The organism is Streptomyces profundus, from assembly GCF_020740535.1.
Classification (GTDB): Bacteria; Actinomycetota; Actinomycetes; order Streptomycetales; family Streptomycetaceae; genus Streptomyces; species Streptomyces profundus.
Genome location: NZ_CP082362.1, coordinates 2,912,501 through 2,936,242, shown reverse-complemented (window position 1 = coordinate 2,936,242; position 23,742 = coordinate 2,912,501). Strand labels below are relative to the sequence as shown.

The following is a 23,742-nucleotide window of genomic DNA, read 5'->3' as shown; positions in this document are numbered from 1 at the left end:
CGGGTGAGGACACGGGAGCGGCGCGCTGGAGCCGGGCGCGCGGAGAACGGCGCGTCGGACGCGCCACGGGGAGATGACGCTCGTGTCGGAAACCGCCGACGGGCCGCACGGTACGCCCGTCACCACGTTACGGATCAGCGTTCGGGAGGCCGTGCCGCCCGAGAACGAGGCGGAGTTGCTCAGGCTCTGGCTCGCCGAGGACGACCAGCTGCGGGCCCACGGGTGGGGGCGGCCGGACGACAACATGGGGTCCGGCGAGGACATCCTGATGTTCCTCCTCGACGCCGCGGCCAAGGGCGTCGGCGCGGCGCTGACCCGCAGCCTCTTCAACTTCATCAAGAACCGCCGGAAACGCGTCACCGTCACGGTCGCGCTCCCGGACGGCACCGTGGTTCTCACCATCTCCTCCAACGTCGAGACCGCCGCCGAGTTGGAGGAGCTGAGTCGGCGGATCGCCGAACACATAGAGCAGAGCTCGGACTAGGCGGACCGGCGTCTTCATGGGCGAGTTGCCGTCCGCGCCGGGTTCGCGGATTCTGCTGATCGGCGGGGCGGTCTACCCGCGGCTGGGCGATATCCCGGGGGTCCGCCACAACCTGCTCGGCATGCGCGACGCGCTGTTCGCGCTGGATCAGGACGGCGAGGCGGTCTTCCCCGACGGGCGGGTGGTGGCGGCCGACGACGCGCGGACGGTGCGCGAGGCGGTGCGCGAAGCCGCGTTCAGCGCACGGGAGTTGCTGCTGGTCTATGTCACGGGGCACGGGCAGTCGGAGCCGGGTCCTAAGGGCAGGGGGCGCCGGCTCTATCTGCTGCCCGGGGACGCCTCGCTGCCGTTGGAGCCGTCCGAGGTCGTCAGCTACGCCTGGCTGCGGGACACGCTGCGCACCTCGCCGGCCCGACGCGTCGTGGTGATCCTGGACTGCTGCTACTCGGGTCAGGCCCATCGCGAGGAGGAGCCGTTCGGCCGGCTGTTCGCGCTGCTCACCTCGTGCGGGCCGATGGTCAACCAGTGGAAGGGCGACGGCACGGGGCCGACCCCGTTCACCGCCGCGCTGATCGCCGCGTTACGGGCGGCGCGGGACGCGAACCGGCCGGTCACCGTCGCCGAGTTGGCCCAGCGGCTGCACGACGCGGCCGACGACCACCGGACCACCGCCGGGGGCGGCGCCTACGCCAACTTCTGGGAGCCGCACCTCACCGAGGAGGCGGGCGGCGACCAGACGGTGCTCTCCCACGCCTTCCACGCGCCCGGCCGGCTGCGCGCCTCGCTGACCAGGACGCTCCGCAAGGGGCGCGCCCTGGGCCAACGCCTGCGGGCGACGTTGGCCGGCGTCAGGGGGCGTTCGTCCGCGTATCCGCTGGTGCTCGGCACGCTGCTGGCCCTCGCGCTGACCACGCTCGGGGTGTTGGGGCAGGTCGTCGACGAGGACGGCTATCCGGCGTCGAGCTGCCCGATCCCGTTGCAGCTGCGGGTGTTGACCACGCCGGAGTACGAGCAGCCGCTGCGCCGCGCGCTCGCCGGGTTCCAGCCGGACGCGGCCGAGGCGGATCGGATCGTGCCGGCGGACGACGACTGCCGCCGCGTGGTGGTCGAGGTGTACGGGGCGCCGGGCGCGGCCGTCGTGGACGCGTTCAGCCACTCCGAGCACTGGGCGGATCCCGGGTTGTCCTGCGTCGAGGGGCCCAGCTGGCGCTGTCCCCAACTGCTGCGCGACGTCGGTCCGCTGCCCGACGTCTGGCTGCCGGCCAGCTCGCTCTCGGTGGACCGGGTGCGGCCGGCGACGCTGTCGTCCGCCAGCCGTGTCCATCTCGGCGATCCGGTCGAACTCGCCAGGAGCCCGGCCGTGTTGGCGACCCATGGCGAGCTGCCGGGGGTGCCCCGCGAGGAGGTGGAGCTGGCCGAGCTGCTGGCCGCGCTCGACCGGGATCCGCACCGCGCCGCGCCCGACTCGTCCGACGCCGCGCTGCTGCACGGCATGGCCGCCGGCGCCGCGGGCTACAACGACGGCGATATCGCGGTCGAGGACGACGCCTCGCTGCTGTGCTCCCTGAGGCCGCGGCCGGACGAGGACGAACAGCCGGCCCCGCCGCCGCTGTTGGTCGCCGAGCTGACCATGCTCACGCTGGTGAGCGAGCAGCCGCTGGCCTGTCTCCCCGAGGAGAGCGACTGGCAGGCCGACTACCAGGCGTACTACCCGTCGGACGTGCCGGCGTTGGATCTCAGCTTCGTCCCGGTGCACTGGCGCGCCGCCGACGCGGACGAACGGGGCCGGCGGGCGGCGGTGGTGCTGCTGCGCGACTGGCTGACGTCGGACGCCGGCCGGGCCGCGCTCTCCGCGCAGGGCTTCCGGCACGCGGCGGAGCCCGACCGGGACACCGTCACCTGGCCGGGCGAGGCCGACTCGCGGACGGAGCGGCTCGACAGCGCCTCGCTCCCCGTCCGGCTGCGCACCTCCGCCCAGTTCGAGCGACTGCCCCTGGTGGAGCTGGAGTTGCCGGGGCCTGCGGAGGTCGAGGGCTATCTGGACGAGGCGGCGGAGCCGTCCGTTCCGCTGGATGTGGTCTTCGTCCTCGATGTCTCCGAATCGGTGCTGGGCCCGGAGAGCGGGCGTTCGACCACCGAGGGGAACCACGCGACCGTGCGGGCCACCCTGGAGGCGGCCGTCGACGTCCTGGACGAGGACGACCGGTACGCGGTGCTCGGCACGCCGGGCGCCGGCGACGGGGGCGTGGGCTCCTACGACACGCTGTTGGAGTTCGACCGCCACCCGGCCGGCGATCTGCGCGAGGCGCTGGACGAGTTGGCCGCCGTGCGCGGCGCCGTCTCGCTGGTGGAGCCCGGGCTGGCGGGCATCGACCTGCTGACGGCCTCCAGGGGCAGCGACACCGAGACGGTGCTGGTGCTGGTCACGGACAGCGGCGACCGCACCGATCCGACGGCGGGACGGGATCTGGCGCTCGGGGGGTTGGACCACACCCTGGTGGTGGTCTCGGTCTCGGCCGACGTCTGCCAGGGCTCCGGCGCGCTGGCCTCGCTCACCGCCGCGCACACCTGTGTCGACCTCGGCGGCGACCAACCGGCCGAGCTGGCAGGGCTGTTGCGCACCATCGGGGGGAGAGGCCGCGGATGAGGAGGACCCGGAGGGCGCTGACCGTGCCGGCCCTGCTGCTGGTCCTCGCCGCCGCCTGCACGGCCGGTGGCGAGGCGCCCGACGAGCCGGTGCTGCCGGTCCCACCGGACGACGTTCCGCTGGTGGTGGTCAGCGGCTCCGATCTGACCGGCCCCGAGGGAGGGGTGCGGCGGGCGCTGATCGACCGGTGGAACGAGGTCGCGAGCGTCAAGGCGGAGCTGGTGGAGCTGCCGGCCACCGCCAACGAGCAGCGCGCCGAGCTGATCGGCGGACTCCAGTCGGGGGTGGCGCGGTACGACGTCCTCAACCTGGACGTCACCTGGATCCCCGAGTTCGCCGAGGCCGGCCTGATCGGCGAGTTGGACGAGGAGCTGGCCGCCCCCGCGTTCGTGGCCGACACGGCGGTCGGCGGGTGGTGGCGCGACAGGCTCTACGCCGTCCCCTTCAACACCGATGTGGGCCTGCTCTACTACCGCGACGACCTGATCAGCGGGGCCGATCTGCGGAACGGGCCGCTCTCGGCCGTGTACGGGCGGATGGTCACCCGGGGCGAGGGCGTCTATGTCACCCAACTGCGGCCCTATGAGGGGCTCACCGTCAACACCCTTGAGGCGCTGTGGAGCGTCGTCCCGGAGGCGGAGCTGGTCGACGGGCGGGGGGCCTATGCCGGGAGCGTCGAGGAGTGGGAGCGCGGCCTCACCGAGCTGGCCGCCATCGCGAACGTCACCCCTGGCGGCCCCGAGATCAGCGCCGCCTCCTTCGACGCGGACGAGTCGGCCGCCATCGACGTGTTCGCCGTCCCCGTCCAGGAGCGGACGGACGGCGAGCCGGGCAACGGGCCGGCCCTGATGCGGAACTGGCCGTTCGCGCTCAACCGGGTGGCCGAACGGGCCGATCCCGCGCTCCGGATCGGGGCGACCACCCTGCCGGGCCCCGGCGCCCTGGGCGGGCAGAGCCTGGCCGTCGCGGCCAACAGCCCCAGGGCCGAGATGGCGCAGCGGCTGATCAGCTTTCTGACCGCCGACCCGGACAACCAGGAGAAGCTGCTGGAGGCCGGGTTCGCGCCCGCGCTTGAGGCGGCGTACGGCTTCGACGAGAACGCCACGCCCGACTGCGCCGATCAGCGCCCGGTCGAGCGGGAGAGCGGACGTTCCTCCGACGAGCCGTGGCGGCCCGAGCGTGCGGAGTACGCGGCGCTGCTGTGGTGCGCGCTCGACGGGGCGCGGGCGCGCCCCGCCACGCCCTACTACCAGCAGTTCTCGGCGATCATCCAGGAGGAGGTGACCGCCATGCTGACCCGCGGCTCGGGGCAGAACGCCCGGATGACGGCGGAGAACCTGCACCGCCGGCTGCCGCTCGCGCTGGAGGGCCGGCTGGACGGGGACCAGCTCGGGTGAGGGCCACGCGGGGTTCGCGCGGGGACCACGCTGGGTGAGAGATCACGCAGGGTAAGAGGAACGCCCCGCTCCGCATAACGATTGACGCACCATCAGAATGCGAGACAACCCACATCGGTTTGAAATTATGTCTGTTTTGCTGGAGTTGGTAACCGAAAATCCCCCTAGATCTCGCGGGTTTTTGCCGTAGCCACTTGGAATCCAGTGGTCCCGTCTATTAACGTTCGATAACGCAGCGCGGTAGTCACCGCCGTCGCAGAGGACGGGGCCGTGCCGCATCGCCGAATCTGGCAGGTGTGTCACCAACGCACCAAAGGAACCGGGGAACCACCACTTGGGGTGAATCGGACGGCCGGGGGGACCCCCGCCAGCCGCCCGTAGGAGACCTTCCTGCTCCGAACCCGTCAGCTAACCCGGTAGGCGAGAAGGAAGGAAAGGAGAACGCCCCCGTGGCGTCAAATCGGCACGCCTCCGTGGACTCCCTGGATGCCCCACGCCCCGTGGAGCACACCCCCCAGGACAGCCTCGGCGCCTATGGCACTGCCTACGGCACCCATCCGTCCTACTACGGCCCCAAGGTCGGTGACGACGAGTCCATCGCCGAGTGGAACCCGAGCGAGGAATCGCTCCGTCCGGTCCGCGGCCGGCACCGCGTCGGCCGCCAGCGCGGCGGCACGATCGCCCGTAGCCGTGCCGTGCTCGGCGTCGGCGTGATCGCCGCCGTGGGCGCGGGTGGCATGGCCACCGCGAACGAGGACGGCGCCGGCTCGGTCCCCGGCATGAGCGGCGCGGCCGACAAGGTCAAGCAGATCCCGCTGCTCGGCTCGCTCGTCGACACCGGCAGCTCCGAACAGGCCGCCACCACCGCCGTGTTCACCAGCGCCGGCCTCACCGAGGCCGAGGTCGACTCCGGCCGCGACGCCGGCGAGGCGCTGCGCGCCCGCATCCTCCAGCAGGCCGACCAACAGGAGACCAGCGCCGAGATCCAGGCGCGCACGGCGGCCGTCCAGCAGGTGCAGGTCGCCGCCGTCGAGCAGGCCGCCGCCCTCGCCGAGGCCGAGCGGGTCGCCGAGGAGGAGCGGCTCCGCGCCGAGGAGGAGGAGCGCCAACGCCTGGAGGAAGAGCGGCGGTTGGCCGAGCTGCGCGCCAGCTACACGCTGCCGCTGAGCGACTTCCGCCTCAGCTCGGGCTACGGCGAGAGCGGCTCGATGTGGCAGTCGACGCACACCGGCACGGACTTCGCCGCCTCCACCGGCACCCCGGTCAAGAACGTGCACACCGGCGTCGTCACCGAGGCCGCGTGGGCCGGCTCCTACGGCTACCGCGTCATCGTGGAGCTGGAGGACGGCACGGAGATCTGGTACTGCCACCTCTCCTCGATGAACGTCTCCGCCGGCTCCGAGGTGACCACGGCCGACGTGATCGGTTTCGTCGGCTCGACCGGCAACTCCTCGGGACCGCATCTGCACCTGGAGGTGCGGCCGGGCGGGGACACCGCGATCGACCCGCTGACCTGGCTGCGCGGCAAGGGCCTGTCCATCTGACGGCCCCATGAACGCCGGTGACTCTGGCGGCGCCCCCCGACGCCAGGGTCACCGGTTCAACTTCTGTTAACAACCAGGACCCTAGGCTGGCGCCATGACAGCAACGACGCATGCCGTGGGTTCCCTTCAGGTCTCCCCGCTCTGCCTGGGCGGCAATGTCTTCGGTTGGACGGCGGATGAGCCGACGTCCTTCGCCGTGCTCGACGCCTATGCCGCCGCCGGCGGCAACTTCGTGGACACGGCCGATGTCTACAGCGCCTGGGTCGAGGGCAACGCGGGTGGCGAGTCCGAGACGATCATCGGCCGCTGGCTGGCCCGCAGGGGCCGCCGCGACGATGTCGTGATCGCCACCAAGGCCGGCGGCCACCCCGACGCCAAGGGCCTGGCGCCCGACACCATCAGGCGCGCGGCCGACGCCTCGCTCCGCCGCCTCGGCGTCGACCACATCGATCTCTACTACACGCACTTCGACGACGAGTCGGTGCCGGCCGAGGAGATCATCACCACCCTCGACGAGTTGGTCACCGCCGGCAAGGTCCGGGAGATCGCCGCCTCCAACATCGCGCCCGAACGGCTCGCCCGCTCCCTGGAGTTCGCCGAGCGGGAGAGCCTCGCCCGCTATGTCGCCATCCAGCCGCACTACAACCTGGTCTCCCGCTCCACCTACGAGGGCGAGCTGGCCGAGCTGGCCGCCCGCTGGGGGCTGGCCGCCATGCCGTACTACGCGCTCGCCTCCGGCTTCCTCACCGGCAAGTACCGCCCCGGCACGGAGGTCGCCAGCCGGCGGGCCGACAGCGCCGCCCGCTATCTGGACACCGCCCATGGCCCCCGGGTGCTGGCCGCGCTCCAGGGGATCGCCGAGGAGCGCTCGGTCGAGCCGGCCTCCGTCGCGCTCGCCTGGCTGGCCGCCCGGCCCACCGTGGCGGCGCCCATCGCCAGCGCCCGCACGGTCGACCAGCTGGGCCCGCTGTTCGCCGGCGTCCGGCTGCGCCTCAACGACGCCGAGACAAAGCTCCTGGAGGAGGCCAGCACGGTCTGAGCCGACCCCCCGGCGATCCGTTCGGTCAGGGAACGTTCACCTCGCCGGTGCTTCGGGGCCACGCGGGCGGGGGGCCGGCGCGGGAAGGTCGCGACCATGAAGGCCATCAGAAGGGTCAGGTCCGGCCAGCGCGCGAACCCCTGGCCCGGCAGCGTCGCGCGGGCCGAGGACCTCTTCGCCGGCTGCGTCCGGGAGTGCGCCGGCCACCTGACGGATCCGACGCGCCCCCCTGACCAGCCCGCGCTGATCGCCGCCATCGGCGAGCTGGTCAGGGAGCGGGCGGCCGTCCAGCCGTGCCAGGATCGCTCGTTCACGGCGCTGCTGGCAGCCGCCGACAGCGCCATAGGCGCGGGCCAGGTGCGTCTCGCGCGCCGGCTCGCGGACGCGGCCGTCGCGCTGCGCGCCCGCTCCGACCAGGCATGGCTGCTCCGGGGGCGCGCGCTGGCGGCCGACGGCCGCGCGGTCGAGGCGAGCGACGCCTACCGCCGACACCGTGCCCTGGCGGGCGCCCCTGACTCCGCCCCGGTGCTGGCCACCGCGCCCGAACCGCTGTCGGTCGACGGCCTCCGCGACTGGCTCGCCGACCGCACGGTCTGCGTGGTCGGCGGCGGCGAGGAGGTCGCCGCCAGCGGCCTCGGCAGCCGCATCGACTCCTACGACCTGGTGATGCGGCTCGACTCCGCCACACCCCACCCGTCCGGCACCGGCACCCGCTCCGATCTGCACGCCGTCTCCCACCGGGGCGACGGCCCCGGCTGGCGCCGGCCCACCGAAGTCCGGCTGGTCTTCGGCGAACGCGCCGACGCCTGGGCCGAGGCGGTGAGCCTCCGGCTGGTCCCCGCCGCCCAGACGCACCTCGGCGACCGCTCGTTGAGCCACCCCGTCCGCGATCCGGCGCTGCTCGGCGAGCCCCGCTGGGCGCTCGACCCCAGCACGGGCTTTTCCCTGCTGCGCCTGCTCGACCACCTCGACGTCAACCCCGTGATCGATCTGGTGGGCCTGCTGCTCCCCGGCCGCCTCCGCCCGGAGGAAGCCCAGTGGCTCCACGCCCACGCCCGCCACCACGACGCCCTGACCACCTCCCTCCGCGCGCCCCTGCCGGGGGCCTAGCCACGGCCCCCCTGCGGGGGGCTGGGCCACGGCCTCGCGGCCCGGGGGGCCGCGTCGCCCGTGCCCTGCGGGCGGCTGGCGGTTCGCTGTTGACGGTCGGCGGCGACCGGGCCCGTCCTGCGGGTGGTTGGTCGCTGCGGTGGGTGAGAGGCGGCGCCCCCGCAGGGGCCCTGCGGGCGGCCCGGGGTCAGGCTGTGCCTCGTGGCCCGGGTCTGCTTGCCGCTTGGGCGGTGACCGGGCCCGCCTTGCGGGTGGTGCTATGGCGCCGTTGGCTGGTCGGGTTGCGGTTGATGGTGGGCGGTGCCCCCGCAGGGGCCCTGCGGGGGGCCCGGGGTCAGGCCGTGCTTCGTGGCCCGGGTCTGCTTGCCGCTTGGGGGGCGACCGGGCCCGCCTTGCGGGCGGTGCTATGGCGCCGTTGGGTGGTCGGGTTGCGGTTGATGGTGGGCGGGGGCAGCCGGTCCGTGTGCTTGTCCCTGGGCGGCGACCGGGTGCGTCCTGTGGGTGGTTAGGTCGCTGTGGTGGATGAGGGGGCGGTGCCCCCGCAGGGGCCCTGCGGGCGGCCCGGGCCTGCTTGCCGCTTGGGCGGCGACCGGGCCCGCCTTGCGGGCGGTGCTATGGCGCCGTTGGGTGGTCGGGTTGCGGTTGATGGTGGGCGGGGGCAGCCGGTCCGTGTGCTTGTCCCTGGGCGGCGACCGGGCCCGTCCTGCGGGTGGTTGGTCGCTGTGGTGGACGAGGGGCTCCGCCCCCCCACCAGCCGCCGCCTGGCGGGGGTGGCGGTCCCGTCCCCGCCTGTCGGGGCTGGTGGGGGCGACTGGGCGCCCGACGCCCCGTTGACGGCGCGCTCTCGCCTTATGGATGGCGCTGGTCGGCCCGAGGTCGGTGGTGTTCGCTTCGGCGGGGCCGGTGTCGGCGTTTCCGTTCCGGACACCTGTCCCGGCGCCCTGCCCGTCCCGTCGGCACTCCCTCCGGCGGGGCCGTCTCGGATGCCGTGTCGGCCGGTCTCGTCGGTGTCTCTCCGGCGGGTCCCTCCCTGTCCCTGGCCGGTTCGAGCCGAGGTCCGCGTTCCGCCCCGCCGTGGCAACGGCTCGGCGGCTGGGGCTCAGGGGTCGGGGGTGAGGGTGAGGGGGGCGGCGAGGGGGCGGTGGGTCCAGAGGCGGTGGAGGAGCTCTCGTTCGCGGTCGGCGAAGCCGACGTCCGTCGCGTCGCCCGTCAGGCCGCGGCCGGCGCGATCGCGGAGGAGGGCCAACTCGGTGGCCGCCGCCTGGTAGTCGGCGACCGCGCGGGCGCCCTCCGGGCCGTGGGCGCGGCGGCCAAGGCGCCGCGCCCGGCGCCGGGCGCGCGCGCAGCCGAGCGCCTGCGGCTCCTGCGGCGCGAGCCACCCCGCCGCCGCGTAGTGCGTCAACGTGCGCCGCACCACCCGCAGTTCGCGCCGTCTGGCGGAGACCGCCACCCGGCACAGCAGGATCAGCGTCGGCGCCATCAGCAGGAAGTACACCGCGCCGAACCCCAACAGGCTCAGGGACGTTGACGCGTTCCACAGGGAGTGCATGCCCATCGCCAGGCCGAGCCCGAGCGCCGGCAGGGCCAGGCGCAGCCGTCGCCGCCCGGGGGCGAGCATGGCGGCGAGCCCGAAGCCGAGGCCGGTGAGGGCGGTGAACATGGGGTGGGCGAACGGGGCCACCACCATCCGCACGAAGAACGTCACGGCCATGGCCGAGTCCCAGATGCCCTGTTGGCCCAACTCCTGGTCCTGTGCGAACGCGCTGCCCAGATAGAGCACGTTCTCGGTGAAGGCGAACCCGGCCGCCGAGGCGCCCGCCGTTGCGAGGCCGACGAGGACCCCGTGTCCGAGATGCGTCTGGCGCAGCCAGACCCAGCCGATCACGGCGGCCTTGGCGGTCTCCTCCACCATGGGCGCGATCACCGTGATCTCCAGGGTGTCGGGATGGGCGGGGGAGAGGCGCGCCGGACTGTCCGTCAACAGGCGGACGAGGAGCCCGTTGGCGGTCAGGGCGAGAAGCGTGGCGGCGCAGGCGCCCCAGCCGAAGGCGAAGGCCAACTCCCGCCAGTGCCTGGGGTGGACCGCCTCCAGCCAGCGGTAGGCGGCGAACAGGACGGGCAGCGGCAGCAGGGCGAGGCCGAGCCCGACCAGCAGGCCGGGGACGCCGGTCTCGCGGCCGATGACCACGCCCACCACAAGTCCGCACAGCGCCAACGCACCCCCGATCGCCGGGGTGCGGAACCGGGCGGCGCCGCGAGGTGGGGGGAACGGGAGGCGCACCCTTCGACCTTAAGGCCCCGCCGCGACGGTGGGCCCCCCTGGGCGATGGCGTCAGGCCCGGCGGCGGAAGACCAGGTCCCGGACGCGGTGGCCCTTGGCCAGCCCCTGCCGCTCGAAGCGGGTCAGCGGCCGGTGCGCGGGGCGCGGCGCGAAGCCGCCGTCCGGCGCGGTGTTCTCGAACGCCGCGTCGGCTTCGAGCACTTCGAGCATCGCTTCGGCGTAGGGCTCCCAGTCCGTCGCGCAGTGCAGCGTGGCGCCCGGCGCCAGGCGGGACGCGACGAGTTCGACGAAGGCCGGCTGGATCAGCCGCCGTTTGTGGTGCCGCGTCTTGGGCCAGGGGTCGGGGAAGAAGACCCGCACGCCGGCGAGCGAGCGCGCGGGCAGCATCTCGCGCAGCAGCAGGATCGCGTCCCCGTTGGCCACCCGGACGTTGTCCAGGCCGGCGCGTTCGGCCAGCCGCAGCAGGTTGCCCTGCCCCGGGGTGTGCACATCGGCCGCGAGAACGCCGGTCCCCGGGTCGGCCGCCGCCATCTCGGCGGTCGCCTCGCCCATGCCGAAGCCGATCTCCAGCACCACCGGCCGGCCGTCGAAGAGCGCGGCCGGGTCGAGGCGGGTGTGGCCGTCGATCTCCACGCCCCAGCGCGGCCAGAGCCGCAGCAGCGACTGCCGCTGGCTGGGCGTGACCCGGCTGCGCCGGGGCTGGAAGCTGCGGATGGCACGGTCGGGCGCGGTGCCGGCCGTGGGGTCGGCGGCCGGGCCCGCGCCCGGTGGGAACATACGGGGCGGCTCGGCGGCCACGGCGGTCTCGGCGGCGGGAATCGTGGTGGGAAGCGCCTCGGGAAGCGCGGCGGATGTCTCGGACACAGTGCCATCGATGGTACGGCGCCGCGGAACCACCCACCGTGGCGGTTACGTCCGATGAGATGACCATGGGACGAAAAGGGGGTTGGCTGGACCTCGTCAACGGGTGGTGGCCGGGGCCCTCGGAGCGAGGGCCGCACGATCGGGGGGACGCGTGATGGCGGAGGGTGAGGGCCGGTTCTGGTTGGTGGTGGCGCCGGTGGGCGTGGTGCTGTTGGCGCTGCTCACGGTGTGGGTGGTGGTGTTCAGCCGGGAGGAGGCGGCCGAGCCGGGGGACGTCGCCTCGCCCGGGACCAGCGAGGTGGGCGTGCCGGTGCCGGGCGAGCTGGCGGAGCTGTGGGCCGCGCCCAGGGTGGCGGCCCCGGTCCGTGGCCCCGGCGCCGAGTTGATCAGGCTCTGGCCGCACGATCCGACCGTGGCGCTGGTCACGGCCACCGGGGTGCACGGCTATCAGACGGTCGACGGCGGGCCCGTCTGGGAGCTGGAGCCGCCGCCGACGGCCGGCGCGCCCTGCGCCGCGTCTGAGACGGTCAACTCGTCGGGCCTCGGCGCCGTGCTCCACCGCTCGGCGACGGGCGGATGCACGCTCCTTGTGGTGCTGGAGGTGACCGAGGGGGAGCCGCTCTGGTGGCGCGAGCTGCCCGCCCCCGAGGGCGAACCGGCCGACCCAGCCGAGGCGGCGGGGGCGGTCGTGGCGATGGGGGAGACCACGGTCTCGGTGAGCCTGGAGGCGGAGGGCGAGCCCGCCGCCTTCCACCGGCTGGCCACCGAGACGGGTGAGGAACTACCGCTGCCGTCCCCGCCGGACGGCGCCGAGGGCAGCTGTACGGAGAGCCGGCTGCCGCGCTCGGTGCACCAGGACGGCAACCGGATCGTGGTGCGCAGCCGTTGCCTGGGGGAGCCGCCGCGCGACGAGGTCAGCGTCTACCACGCGGACACCGGCGAGTGGGAGTGGAGCAACCAGGCGACGGAGGCGGAGCGTTTCGAGGTCGAGGGCGTTCTGGCCGGCGATCCCGTGCTGTTGCTGCGCGCCGGCGAGCTGGTGGCGTACGCGGAGACCGGGCAGGTGCTGTGGCGGCATCCGATCGGCGTGGCGGACGGCGACGAGGTGCGGCCCGGGCCGCTGCCGGGGGCGCACTCGGTGGTGACCGGCGATGTGCTCTTCACCCGCTACGTCCCGGTCTCCATGGTCGACCCGGACGAAGCGAACCCCGCCGACGAGGGGGCGGTGCACGTGGCCGGCTACGGCCTGGCCGAGGGCGAGATCCGTTGGACGGCTGAACTCCCCGCGGGAACGCAGCTGCTGGGCGTGGACGAGGCGGGCGGCCCACTGCTCGCCGAGCCGGCCGACGGCGGAGTGCAGCGGGTGTTCGCGCTGGACTGGGCCACGGGCGAACGGTCGGACGTCGGCACCGTCCCGTTCTCGTCCGATCTGGCCGACGACCGGCAGATCGCGGCCTTCGACGAGCATCAGCTCTATCTGCTCACCGCCCTCGCCGCCGAGACGCCGACCGTCCGGCTGCACGCCTACGAGCGCTCGGCCGGGGGCTGAGCCGGAGGTGGCCCCGGCCCGGTGCGCCAGCCGCCTGTGCCGGTGTCATGTGCCTGGTCATGCCGGAGCCGCCAGGAGCGGGCGAGCTTGCTCCTGAAGCTCTTTGACCAGCGGTTCGTCGCCGTAGGGCGCCAGCCGGTGCAGCAGGTTGCGGACATAGTCCGTGGTGCGCGCCGACGATATGCGCCCCGCCACCCGCACCGCTCGGGCGCCGGCCTCGCAGGCCGCGTCGAGGTTCCCCGACTCCAGCTCCGCCACCGCCGCCACCACCAGACGCAGCCCGTGCGAGCGGACGAACTCCTCCGTCGGCTCCGACAGCGCCTGCTCGGTGAATCGCCGCACCTGCCCGGGGACCTTGAGGTCGATATAGCACTCGGCCGCGTCGGCGGCCAGCCGGTCGTGGGCGTAGAAGTCCAACCAGCCGGGATCCCCGTCGCCCTCGCGCGAGCGCTCCAGCCAGCTCTCCGCCGCCGAGAGCGCCGCGCCGCAGCCCGGCGCGTCATGGGCCTTGGCCAACGCCCTGGCCTCCACCAGATGGAAGAAGCTCATGGCGCGCGCGGTGGCAACCGAGCGGTTGCGCTCCAACGCGGCCTGCGCCAGGTCGACACCCTCGTCGGCGAAGCCGCGATAGGTCGCCTGGAGGGACATCGACGCCAGCACATAGCCGCCGAGCGGCACATCGGCCGCCGCGCGGGCCAGGCGCAGGGCCTGTATGTAGTACCGCTGCGCGGCCTCCTGCTGGCCGGTGTCGAAGGCCATCCAGCCGGCCAACCTGGTCAGCTCGGCGGTGGCCCGGAACAGCGAACGGCCCACGTCGTCCGCGTAGGAGCCGAGCAGCAGCGGCACCGCGTCCGTGCGCAGGCACTCGGGGACCATGGAGGAACGCCAGTCCCCGCCACCGTACTTGGAGTCCCACCGCCGGGCCTCGACGGCCGCCTCCCGCAGCTTTGAGACATCCGAGTGCCCCACCCGCCCGGCGGCTGGCGGCCCCTGGGCCGGCGAGGCCCGACCCACATAGGCGTCGGCCGGATTGATAAGCCACCGGGATACCGGCGTGGCATATGCCGTGACAGTGAACGAACCTGCCAGTGACTGCCAAATGCCCTTGCCCGGGGCAACATCGAGGCGATAAAGCTCCGTCGCCGAGTCCACCGCCCCCCGAACGTCACGGGGGAAGGCGAGGCCCACCTCGGGCGCCGGATCCGTGTCGGCCAGCCCGATCTCGTGCAAGGGGACCCGCCGGCCCAACTTGCTGCTGATGGCCGCGGCGATCAGATGGGGCGCCGCACCCTGCGGGATCATCCCCTTGGTCACCCAACGGGCCACCGACGTCTTGTCATATCGCAGCGTCAAACCCCGCTGCGCGCCTAAGTCGTTGACCCGGCGGGCGAGACCGGCGTTACTGATCCCCGCAAGGGCGAGAACCGCGCCCAGCTTCTCGTTCGGCCCGCGTTGCTCCCTGGACATGCGCGCACCCCTGACACACCAACGGCAGCCCCACGACCAGCGCAGGGCTCTTCCGTGCCTCCGCCAACCCAGCGTAGTTCGCCGCCTGCTTACCGTTAAGGGGGTGATAGCCGGATGGCGGGATTATGTCCGTACCCCAGTGCGAGCGCTGCCCGTCCCCGTGATTGTGCTCCCGGCATGTGGCCGTGCGCCCGGGTGTGCGCTCTGGGCAGTCGTCGGGGGGAGCGCTTCGATGTTTGCGCGTGGGTCGGCCCGCTGCCGTGAAGGTCGGCGGGTCGGGGGAAGCCGTCGTCTCATTCCCCGCGGACGGCGGTGTGGTCCGGGAGACAGCCAGCGTCTCCCGGACCACAAGATCTCCGCACCCGCGCGCCGCTCGATCAAGTACCGCACGCCGGCCAGAGTTTGGCCTAAAACAACCGGTTACCTTTGACCGTGATCACAGCTTCTCCGCAACGGCCCTGAGGGACCCGCGCGCATCCGAGGTGGTTCGCCACACCAGGCGAACTACCTCCCCGGTATGCCCCGTTCACCCCCCACCCATGGCAGCATTGCCCTCAACACCTACGTGACGGCACCGGTCCGCGCGGGACCACAAGGCCCGAATCTTCAGTGGGGGAGGCGGCGATGCGGTGGTTGGTCGGGTGGAGCGGTGCCTCCGCCAGCGCTGCCAGGGACATCCAACCGCTGGGCGCCCAACTGCTCTGGGAGGGCCCCGACCCGCTCTGGGCGGTCGGCGACTGGCGTCCGGACGAGATCCGCCTGGTCTACGCGGACGGCGACACCCATCTGGCCGTCTTCGGCTACTGCGGCGCCGACGACGCCACGCTCCGCCGCGCCCTGGTCTCGGCCCGCGCCGGCGCGCTCCGCCAACTCACCACCTGGCCCGGCAGCTACACGGCCGTGGCCCGCTTCGGCAGACGCACCGTGATCCCCGCCGACCTCTCCGGCAGCCGCCCGGTGTTCCACACCGACTGGGCCGGCGGCACCGCCTACTCCACGGCGGCCCTGCCGCTGGCCGACCTCACCGAGGCCCAGCTCGACGTCGGCCATCTCGGCGCCCTGCTCGCCTGCCCCGAATCCCCCGAGGCCGTCGGCGACGGCACCCCCTACGACGGCGTCAGCCGCGTGCCGCCAGGGCACGCCCTGCTGCTGCGCGAGGGCGGCAGCCGCGACATCTCCGACTACGAGCCGGCCACCTCGCTGGTCGTCGCCGCGCCCCCGGTCGAGCGCGAGGCCGCCGTCGCCAGCGTCCGCGAGGCGCTGGTCGAGGCGGTCCGCACCCGGCTCGCCGCCCCCCGGCACGCCCCCGCCAGGGACGCCGGCCCCGTGCCCGGCATGGGCCCGGACGACCGCAGGGCCGCCCGTTCAGGGCCCGACCCGGCGGCGGGCGTCGGCGCCGACCTCTCCGGTGGCAGCGCCTCGGGCACCCTCGCCCTGCTGGCCGCCGGGCTGCCGGGCATGCCTGGCACCGTCTACGGCACCGGCGCCACCCTCGCCGGCGAACGACTCCTCGCCGTCACCTTCAACGACCTCTCCGCCCCCCGCACCGGCGCGGGAGCCGCCGACCGGGCCGCCGAGCTGGAACGCGCCCGCCTGATCGCCGAGAACCCACGCCTCCACCACCTGGTGGTGGCCGGCGGCGAGAGCGCCCTCCCCTACGGGGACCTGGAGTCGGGCCCGCTCACCGACGAGCCGGGCCCGTCCCTCATCGTCGCCGCCCGCCACCGGCACCGCCTCTCCGCCGGCAGCGCCGACCACCTGATCGGCAACGGCGCCCGCGAGGTGCTCGACGCGCACCCGGCCCGGCTGGCCGATCTGGTCCTCGACCGCCGCCGCCGCCATCTGCTGCGCCCCGCCACGGCGTTGGCCAAGGCCAGCGGGGGCGGCGGTCGCTCCATGCTGATCCCCTTCACGGTCTACCGCGCGGCCCGCCGGCTGGCCCGCACCCCCTACAACGAGGGCCTCTCCAGCGCCGCCGGGCTGCTCCGCCAGCCCATCGACGACGCCCTGATCGTCGACGGCGCGCTCGGTGCCTCGCTCTCCGCGCTCGCCTGGTGCCGTCCTGGCCCCGCCGCCCGCTGGCTGACGGGCGAGGCGTTGGCCGAAGTATCGATACGGCTCGACGCGGTCGCCGCCAGCCCGCGCAGCGCCACCATGGCGGGCCGCCCCGGAGTCCGGCGCGCCCGCGCCGTGTTGGCCCGCCAGGCGGCGGACCACCGGGTCTTCGAACAGGCCGCCGAACTGCGCCACCAACGGCTGCACGCCCCGTTCTACGACAACCAGGTGGTGCGCGCCTGCCAGGCGCTGCCGGAGAGCCTCCGCGTGCAACCCGGGGCGCGGGCCGAGGTGTTGCGCGCCGTCCTGACCGGCGCCGGCGTCCGGGGCCTGCCCCCGGGCTGGGGCGCGACCAGCGCGGCGGCCCACACCGAATCCCTCCGCGCGGGCCTACGCGCCCATGTCGGCCAACTCGTCGACCTCTTCGACGCGCCCCTGCTCGCCGACGCCGGCCTCGTCGAGGCCCGCGTGGTCCGCAAGGCCCTCAGGGCGGCGGCCCAGGGCGAGCCCCTCCCCCTCGACGGCCTCGGCGAGCTGGTCTCCACCGAACTGTGGCTGCGCCGCCTCCTGATGCGCCGAGGCTCCTGCTGGACCGCCGAGGGCAACCACGACCCCCGCGCCGTCACCAGCGGCGTCACCCGCTGAGCCCTGCGGGCGGCCAGCAGCCACCCCGGGGCCCGGTGGGCACCGGGGACGGCGGGGCTGGTCGCCCGAGGGGGCTGCTTCTGAGCCGGTCACCGACGCCCGTTCGGACCTCCCCGCCCCCGGGGCACGCTCCGGGCGCCGGCCGCAGAGAGGGCACCGGCTCGGGTGCCCGAGGTTTGCCTCTCGCTCCGGGGTTCCCCGTCCCGGGTGGCACGTCTCGGGGGCTGGCCGCCCGAAGGGCCGCGCGCCTGGTGGGCATCGGCCCCGGCGGGGCTGGTTGCCTGAGGGGTCGTTCCACCGGGATGGCATCGGTCCGGGGTTCACCGTTCCCGGAGGGACGCCTCGGGCGCCGGCCGCCGGGAGGGCGTCGGGCTGGGTGGCCGAGGGATCGTCTCTCGGTCCGGGGTTTCCCGTCCTGGGTGGCGCGCCTCGGGGGTTGGCTGGCTGAAGGGCCGCGTGCCCGGAGGGCGTCGGGCTCGGCGGGGTTGGTTGCCTGAGGGGTCGTCCCGCCGGGAGGGCCCGAGGGATCGTCCCTCGGTCCGGACATCCCCGTTCCCGAGTGGGAGGCCCGGTGCCCGGAGGGGCATCGGGGTGTGTGACCCGTGCGGGGCTGGTTGTCGGTGGATGGCCCCGTCGGGGGAGCGCCTCCAGTCGAGTACCCAAGGGCCGCCCGCGTAGCGGGCCCACCCGTCGCAGGCACTCCAACGGGTAACTCGCCCTCTGGGGAGGCCCGCCCGGAGGGCCGGTCACCCCCGGGCCGCCTGCCCGGGGGCCTGCCGCCCGCCCCAACGGCCTGGCCTAGCCGCAGGCGATCTCGCTGGTGGCCCAGTTGGCCAGGGCCAACTCGCCGAGGCGGCCCCGTGGTTCGACGTCCAGGCGGAGTTCGCGTACGCCGTTCAGGTCGACGGAGAGCGGTGTCGCCGGGTCGCCGCCGGTGATCTCGGCGGAGCGCCACAGCTGTGCGCCGTCCCCGTAGACGGTGAAGACCACCGGGCCGAACGCCCGGGTCAGATCGTCGACGCCGACCAGGGCGCGGTAGTTCAGACAGTCGCGGTTGAGGTCGATCAGCACCGAGGACCTCGCGGGAACGGTGATCCCGTGGGAGTGCTCCTCGCCGCCGATGCTCAGGCTGTCGCGCTGCCAGGGCGGGGTGCTCGACCCGAGCCGCACCGTCGGCTCGTCCGTCCCGCCCAGCACGTCGAACGCCAACTCCCGCAGCTGGTAGGGCGCGGCGGGCGGCGGCGCCGGCGGTGTGGGCTCGGGCTCGGGTGCCGGCTCCGTCGGCGGCTCGGGAGCGGGCTCGGGGTCGGGCGAAGGCGTGGGCGACGGCTCGGGCTCGGGCGTCGGCTCCACCGGCGGCTCGGGCACCGGCTCGGGAACCGGCTCCGGCTCGGGCTCCGACTCGGGTTCCGGTTCGGGTGAAGGGGTGGGCGGCACCTCGGGCGGAGCCGGCTCGGGGTCGGCCGGTGGTTTGTGGTCCGCGGCCTCCGGCGGAGCCGCCGGCGTCTCGGTGGCCGGGTCGCCGCCCATCATGGCCAGGGCCAGGACGGTGGCCACCGCGGTCGCCAGCACACCGGAGGCGATCCCGGCCTTGACCGGCCCGCCGAGCCCCTCGCCCACCGCGGCCCCGCCGCCGCCCGTGGCGGCACCCGCGCCGCCCACCGCGGCCCCGCCGCTGGCGGCGGCACCCGCGCCGCCCGCGGCAGCCGCCCCGCTGGAGCCGCCCCAGAGCAGAACGCCCTTGCCGCCCGCCTCGGCCGCGAACCAGCCGATGAAGGCCACCGGGAGCACCGCTCCGATGTTCTCGTTGATCGCCCGCACCTCGGACGCCGCGCTGGAACATCGGGCGCACTCCGCCAGATGGCGCCGGAGCCCGCGCTCGGCGCGGGTGCGCAGCCCGCCGCGCGCGAAGGCGCCCAACCGGTCGGCGTAGCCGGCGCATTCGCCGCCCTCGGTGAGGGTGCGGCTCACATGTTCCTGGAGGAACGCCTGCTTGAGCCCCTCCCTGGCCCGGTGCGCCAGCACCGCCGTCGCGTTGGGGGTGAGCCCGAGCAGCGGCGCCACCTCCCTGGGCGTCGCCTCCTCGACGGTGGTGTGCCAGAGGACGGTCTGCCACCGCTCCGGAAGGCTGCGGAACGCCCTTACCGCCATGGAGCGTTCGGCCTCCCGCATGGCCCGGACCTCGGCGGCCAGTTCGTCGGGGTTGGCACGGCCGGCGCGGGCCGCCGCGTCGGAGAGCGCGAACGCCGCGAAGTCCTCGACGAGTTGCTCGCGCTTGGCGGTCCGCGCCCAGTCGGCGGCGACCCGGCGCACCGAGGTGAGCAGGTAGGCGCGCACCGCCGTGCGGGGGCCCGCGCCGCCGCGCACGGCCTGGAGCGTCGCGGCGAACACCTCGTTGGTCAGGTCGTCCGCCGTGTCCGCGTCCCGGCAGCAGGTCCGCGCGTAGCGGCGCACGGAGTCCGCGTGGCGCCGGTACAGCTCGTCGTACGCCCCTCGTTCGCCCCGGCGCATGCGGTCGACCAACTCCAGGTCGGCCGTTCCCTCGCCACCGCCGCCACCGCTGCCGCTACCGCTCCCGCCGCCTTCGCGCTGTCGGGGCACGGTGGTCTCGCCGGAAAGATCGTCGCGCCCGTCAAGGTCCATCAGGCCAGCCCCTATTGCCATGTGCCACGGTCGGCAGCGGTTTCAACATCGGCAGCGGTCATCGTCAGCAGCAGTTATTTACAAGGTGTCAGCACCGACGTCAGGCTGCCACGCCAGGGGCTCGGGAACGGAGCAGCGCCCGGCAAACCACCCTTTCGGGCGGTGTGCCGGGCGCAATCCCAACTTCCCGCGCGCTTCCCCGGCGCGCGTGCGTTACCGTCCGCCGGCGCGTAGCCCCTGGAGCAGTATCTCCAACAGCCGTGCCTCGGCGGCCGTTTGTCGCGCCGGATCGTCGAGCCGCGGGGGCGTGGTCGCTATCACCAACAGCAGGTCGGCAACGGTGACATCCGCCCGCAACTGGCCGGCGGCCCTGGTCCGTTCCACCAACTGTTCGACGGCGGAAAGCAGTTCACCCGAGTCCACGAGCGGGCTCGGCTCGTCGTCCCGAGCGGGACCCGCCGGCCGCGCGCCGTCGGCGGCGCCGTTCGAGCCGCCGCCAGAGGTACCGGCAGAAGCGCCGTCGGCGGCGCCGTTCGAGCCGCCGTCCGAAGGACCGACTCCCGCAGCCGGCAGACCCGTCGCCCCCCGGCCGGCCACGGAGGGATCGGGGCCGCCCCGTTCGCCGCCCATGGCCCGCTGCGGCGGCACCCGTTCGCCGCGCGCACCGCCGACCGTCAGCAGCTCCGGCGGCAGCAGCCGCCCCGCGCCCGCCGCCGCCGACCGCTGCACAAAGCCGGCGAGCGCGCGCCAGGGCTCGTCCTCGATGGCCAGCGCCTCCCGCGCCCGTTCGGTGAGCCGCTGCGTCTCCTCGGCCGCGATGAAGCGGACCAGCGCCTCCTTGTTGGGGAAGCGCCGGTACACCGTGCCCACCCCGACCCGCGCCCGGCGGGCCACCTCCTCCATCGGCGCCCCGTACCCCTGCTCGCCGAAGACGGCCCGCGCCGCGCTCAGCACATGCCGCAGATTGCGTTGCGCGTCCACCCGCAGCGGCGCCGAACGCGGCCCGCCGCCCTGCCACGGGGCACCCGGCGCCGTGCTCGACGCCGCGGTGTCCGAACCGTCGACTGATTCCCTGATACGCATGTTGACCCCCCGAGACCCGCACCCCGCGCCGGCTGGCGCGGAACGGGCCCGTTCATCGAAGAAGCGGTTGGCGCGCTTCCACTACGAGTACGAACATAGTTGAGGAACCCGACGCCACAGAGCGCGTCAAATCCCTCGAATCCACCAGAACACCGCACCACCTGCACCAGGTGCGGACGTAGCGAGATGTATCACCTCGGCAGTCGCCACGGACTCGCCCGGAACGGAGCGGCGCCCCGCCCGAGCTGTGGACAAAACATCGCTTCCCGGTGCCTCATGGTCGGGTGACCAAGCACACCGCGCACATCGTCGTGGCCGGCGGCGGCTATGTCGGGCTCTACACCGCGCGCCGCCTCCAGCGCCGGCTGCGGCGCGAGCTGCGGAGCGGCGACGTCCGGATCACCGTGGTCAGCCCGGATCCCTATATGACCTACCAGCCCTTCCTTCCCGAGGCCGCCGCCGGCTCCCTCTCCCCTCGCCATGTCGTCGTCCCCCTGCGCCGCGTGCTTCCGCACTGCCGAATCCTCCCCGGCGAGATCGTCGGTGCCGATCCCGAGAGCCGCACGGCCATGGTCCGTACGGCCGCGGGCGCGGAGGCGGGAAGCGAGCCCCTCCGGCTGGATTACGACGAACTGGTGCTGGCCCCCGGTTCCCTCGCGCGGACACTCCCTGTGCCGGGGCTCGCGGAGGGCGGCATCGGCTTCAAGAACATCGAGGAGGCCATCGGACTGCGCAACCACGTGCTTGAGCAGCTCGACATCGCCTCCTCCACCCGCGACTCCGACGTGCGGGACGCCGCCCTCACCTTCGTCTTCGTGGGCGGTGGCTACGCGGGCGTGGAGGCGCTGGCCGAGCTGGAGGACATGGCGCGCTACGCCTGCCGCCACTACCCCAACATCCGGCCCGAGGAGCAGAAGTGGCTGCTGGTGGAGGCCACCGACCGCATCCTGCCCGAAGTCGGCAGCGAGATGGGCGGCTACGCGGTGCGCGAACTCCGTGGGCGCAATATCGACGTTCGCCTCACCACCCGCCTGGTCAGCTATGAGCGGGGCACCGTTGCCCTGGACGACGGCTCCCGCTATCCGGCCCGCACCCTGGTCTGGACCGCCGGCGTGAAACCTCATCCGGTGCTCGCCGAATGCGGCGTGCCCCTGGACGAACGGGGGCGCGTCCGCTGCGACGCCGATCTCCGCGTCACCGGGGTCGCCCACGTCTGGGCCGCGGGCGACGCCGCCGCCGTGCCCGACCTCGCCGCCGCCCGCAACACCCTTGACCAGCCCGGCGAAACCGCCCCAGGACGCACGGGAACGCCGCCGCCCACCGCGGTCGAGGAACGGGCCGGCACGGCGGGCCGCACCATAGAACGCGCCCCCCGGGAGACCACCTCGGGAGCCAACGCGCCCGGCGCCCACACCCCTCACACCGGCGCCCGTTCCCCCATGTGCGCCCCCAACGCCCAACATGCCGTCCGGCAGGCCCGGCGGCTCGCGGACAACCTTGCCGCCACCCTCAGCGACAAGCCCACCACCGACTACCGCCACCGGCACGCGGGCTCCGTCGCCTCGCTCGGCCTGCACAAAGGCGTCGCCCGCGTCTACGGCCGGCGTCTCAAGGGGTTTCCGGCCTGGTTGGTGCACCGCGTCTACCACCTGAGCCGCGTGCCCACCGGCAACCGCAAGGCGCGCGTTCTCGCCGAATGGGCCCTTGCGGGATTGTTCAAACGTGAGATCGTCTCACTCGGCTCCCTGGAACACCCACGGGCCGAGTTCGAGCTGGCGGCCGACCCGGGCCGCCGCCGAAAGCGCCCCTGACCGGTTCCCTCCCAGGGCCGGGGCCGACCCCGGTCGTGTGACCATGGGTCGGACGCCACGCAGCGAAGAGCACGCAGACAGCACACCCCCGAGCACACCTCCCGAGAACGTCTCCCGAGCACAACCTCCCGAGCACACACACCCCTGGAACGAAGCAGATCGGAACGCTGTGAATTTGACGCGCTGGGGAATCCGGCTGCCCGGAGCACAGCGGCGGCACGGCGCCACCGAGAGCCGCGCGAAGGGCCAGACCGGCACCGGCCAGGAGCCGGGCGGCGGGGTGCCGGCGGCCCGTGGCGAGCCCAGGGAGTCGGGCAAGGCCCAGTCGGCGGGCCCAGGTGTCGACGCGCTCGCCGTCCACGAACTGCTCGGCCAGGTCCCGGCCCCGGTCGCCGTGGTCCACGGCCCCGAGCACCGCGTCGCCTATGTGAACGAGGCATACGCCAACCTCTTCGGCTCCCGCCAGCCCGGCGCCCCCGCCCGCGAGGCGCTCACCGAGCTGGTCGAGCTCGGCCTGCTCCCCCTGATGGAGCAGGTCCAGCGCAGCGGCACCCCGCGCACCATGAAGTCCCGCAGCGTGCCGGGCGAGCACCGCGACAGCTACTTCACCTTCACCTGCACCCCGATCAGGCTCACGGGGCCCGGCACCGACTGCGCCCAGCGCGGCGTCCTGGTCTTCGCCGCCGACATCACCGACCAGGTGGTCTCCGCCGAACGCCTCAGGGAGAGCGAGAGCCAGCAGCGCGCCGCCGCCGTCACCCTCCAACACAGCCTGCTGCCCCAGAAGTTGGAGCAGCCGGACGATCTGCGGGTGGCCGCCACCTACCAGCCGGGCGGCCTGGAGGCCGCGGTCGGCGGGGACTGGTACGACGTGATCACCCTCGGCGCCGGCCGCACCGCCGTGGTCATCGGCGACGTGATGGGCCGCGGCGTCCGCGCGGCGGCCGTCATGGGACAGCTGCGCACCGCCGTGCGCGCCTACGCGCGCCTCGACCTTCCCCCGCACGAGGTACTCGGACTGCTCGACGGGCTGGCCGCCGAGATCGACGCCAGCCAGATCGCGACCTGCGTGTACGCCGTCTACGACCCCAACGAGGCCACCCTCACCTACGCGTCGGCTGGC

General features: G+C 74.1%; 15 protein-coding genes and 1 riboswitch (1 of these 16 running past the window's edge). Of the genes, 10 read left to right on the top strand and 5 right to left on the bottom strand.

Features of this window, described 5'->3' with window-relative positions; translation table 11 throughout:
- Nucleotides 1-82 precede the first annotated feature (82 nt).
- The 6 genes from K4G22_RS12845 to K4G22_RS12820 all read left to right on the top strand — a co-directional run bounded on the left by K4G22_RS12845 (nucleotide 83) and on the right by K4G22_RS12820 (nucleotide 8,221).
- Nucleotides 83-484 (top strand): effector-associated constant component EACC1, encoded by a 402-nt coding sequence (locus tag K4G22_RS12845; RefSeq protein ID WP_228080282.1) that lies wholly within the window; start codon nucleotides 83-85, stop codon nucleotides 482-484.
- Between the two features lie 16 nt (nucleotides 485-500).
- Nucleotides 501-3,131: a caspase family protein gene (locus K4G22_RS12840; protein WP_228080280.1), complete on the top strand. Its 2,631-nt coding sequence runs from the start codon at nucleotides 501-503 to the stop codon at nucleotides 3,129-3,131.
- A complete protein-coding gene (locus tag K4G22_RS12835) occupies nucleotides 3,128-4,528 on the top strand; it encodes an extracellular solute-binding protein (RefSeq protein WP_228080278.1) in 1,401 nt (466 codons plus the stop codon). The genes K4G22_RS12840 and K4G22_RS12835 overlap by 4 nt, the downstream gene beginning before the upstream one ends.
- Before the next feature lie 269 nt (nucleotides 4,529-4,797).
- A riboswitch (cyclic di-AMP (ydaO/yuaA leader) is annotated at nucleotides 4,798-4,965 on the top strand.
- Nucleotides 4,966-4,977: 12 nt separating this feature from the next.
- The gene (locus K4G22_RS12830; RefSeq protein ID WP_228080276.1) at nucleotides 4,978-6,072 is read left to right on the top strand and encodes a M23 family metallopeptidase; all 1,095 of its coding nucleotides are present in this window, start codon (nucleotides 4,978-4,980) and stop codon (nucleotides 6,070-6,072) included.
- Between the two features lie 94 nt (nucleotides 6,073-6,166).
- The gene (locus K4G22_RS12825; RefSeq protein WP_228080274.1) at nucleotides 6,167-7,111 is read left to right on the top strand and encodes an aldo/keto reductase; all 945 of its coding nucleotides are present in this window, start codon (nucleotides 6,167-6,169) and stop codon (nucleotides 7,109-7,111) included.
- Nucleotides 7,112-7,207: 96 nt separating this feature from the next.
- Nucleotides 7,208-8,221: a glycosyltransferase family 29 protein gene (locus K4G22_RS12820; protein ID WP_228080272.1), complete on the top strand. Its 1,014-nt coding sequence runs from the start codon at nucleotides 7,208-7,210 to the stop codon at nucleotides 8,219-8,221.
- Nucleotides 8,222-9,320: 1,099 nt separating this feature from the next.
- On the opposite strand, the gene K4G22_RS12815 is transcribed toward K4G22_RS12820, so the two are convergent.
- Together K4G22_RS12815 and trmB are read right to left on the bottom strand one after the other, a co-directional pair.
- Nucleotides 9,321-10,502 carry a PrsW family intramembrane metalloprotease gene (locus K4G22_RS12815; RefSeq protein ID WP_228080270.1) on the bottom strand — a complete coding sequence of 394 codons (1,182 nt, stop codon included), beginning with the start codon at nucleotides 10,500-10,502 and terminating at the stop codon, nucleotides 9,321-9,323.
- Nucleotides 10,503-10,553: 51 nt separating this feature from the next.
- Nucleotides 10,554-11,279, bottom strand: a complete 726-nt coding sequence (gene trmB, locus K4G22_RS12810) for a tRNA (guanosine(46)-N7)-methyltransferase TrmB (RefSeq protein WP_228084068.1) — start codon at nucleotides 11,277-11,279, stop codon at nucleotides 10,554-10,556.
- A 241-nt stretch (nucleotides 11,280-11,520) separates the two neighbouring features.
- Between trmB and K4G22_RS12805 the strand changes: the two genes are divergently transcribed.
- Complete coding sequence (locus K4G22_RS12805; protein WP_228080268.1) at nucleotides 11,521-12,915, top strand: outer membrane protein assembly factor BamB family protein; 1,395 nt, start codon at nucleotides 11,521-11,523, stop codon at nucleotides 12,913-12,915.
- 57 nt (nucleotides 12,916-12,972) lie between these two features.
- Here the strand turns inward: K4G22_RS12805 and K4G22_RS12800 are convergent, their stop codons facing one another.
- Nucleotides 12,973-14,382 carry an NsdA family TPR-like regulatory protein gene (locus K4G22_RS12800; protein ID WP_228080267.1) on the bottom strand — a complete coding sequence of 470 codons (1,410 nt, stop codon included), beginning with the start codon at nucleotides 14,380-14,382 and terminating at the stop codon, nucleotides 12,973-12,975.
- A 624-nt stretch (nucleotides 14,383-15,006) separates the two neighbouring features.
- Between K4G22_RS12800 and K4G22_RS12795 the strand changes: the two genes are divergently transcribed.
- Nucleotides 15,007-17,082, top strand: a complete 2,076-nt coding sequence (locus tag K4G22_RS12795) for an asparagine synthase-related protein (RefSeq protein WP_228080266.1) — start codon at nucleotides 15,007-15,009, stop codon at nucleotides 17,080-17,082.
- A gap of 798 nt (nucleotides 17,083-17,880) precedes the next feature.
- On the opposite strand, the gene K4G22_RS12790 is transcribed toward K4G22_RS12795, so the two are convergent.
- Nucleotides 17,881-19,725, bottom strand: coding sequence for a sigma-70 family RNA polymerase sigma factor (locus K4G22_RS12790; RefSeq protein ID WP_228080265.1), 1,845 nt, complete (start codon nucleotides 19,723-19,725; stop codon nucleotides 17,881-17,883).
- 213 nt (nucleotides 19,726-19,938) lie between these two features.
- Nucleotides 19,939-20,808, bottom strand: a complete 870-nt coding sequence (locus K4G22_RS12785; RefSeq protein ID WP_228080264.1) for a TetR/AcrR family transcriptional regulator — start codon at nucleotides 20,806-20,808, stop codon at nucleotides 19,939-19,941.
- 284 nt (nucleotides 20,809-21,092) lie between these two features.
- On the opposite strand from K4G22_RS12785, the gene K4G22_RS12780 reads away from it, so the two are divergent.
- Together K4G22_RS12780 and K4G22_RS12775 are read left to right on the top strand one after the other, a co-directional pair.
- Nucleotides 21,093-22,619 carry an NAD(P)/FAD-dependent oxidoreductase gene (locus K4G22_RS12780; RefSeq protein ID WP_322785090.1) on the top strand — a complete coding sequence of 509 codons (1,527 nt, stop codon included), beginning with the start codon at nucleotides 21,093-21,095 and terminating at the stop codon, nucleotides 22,617-22,619.
- A 169-nt stretch (nucleotides 22,620-22,788) separates the two neighbouring features.
- Nucleotides 22,789-23,742, top strand: the 5' portion of a protein-coding gene (locus K4G22_RS12775; protein WP_228080260.1) for an ATP-binding SpoIIE family protein phosphatase. The gene runs 732 nt beyond the window's last position; the window shows 954 of its 1,686 coding nt (coding positions 1-954); it begins with the start codon at nucleotides 22,789-22,791; its stop codon lies beyond the right edge, outside the window.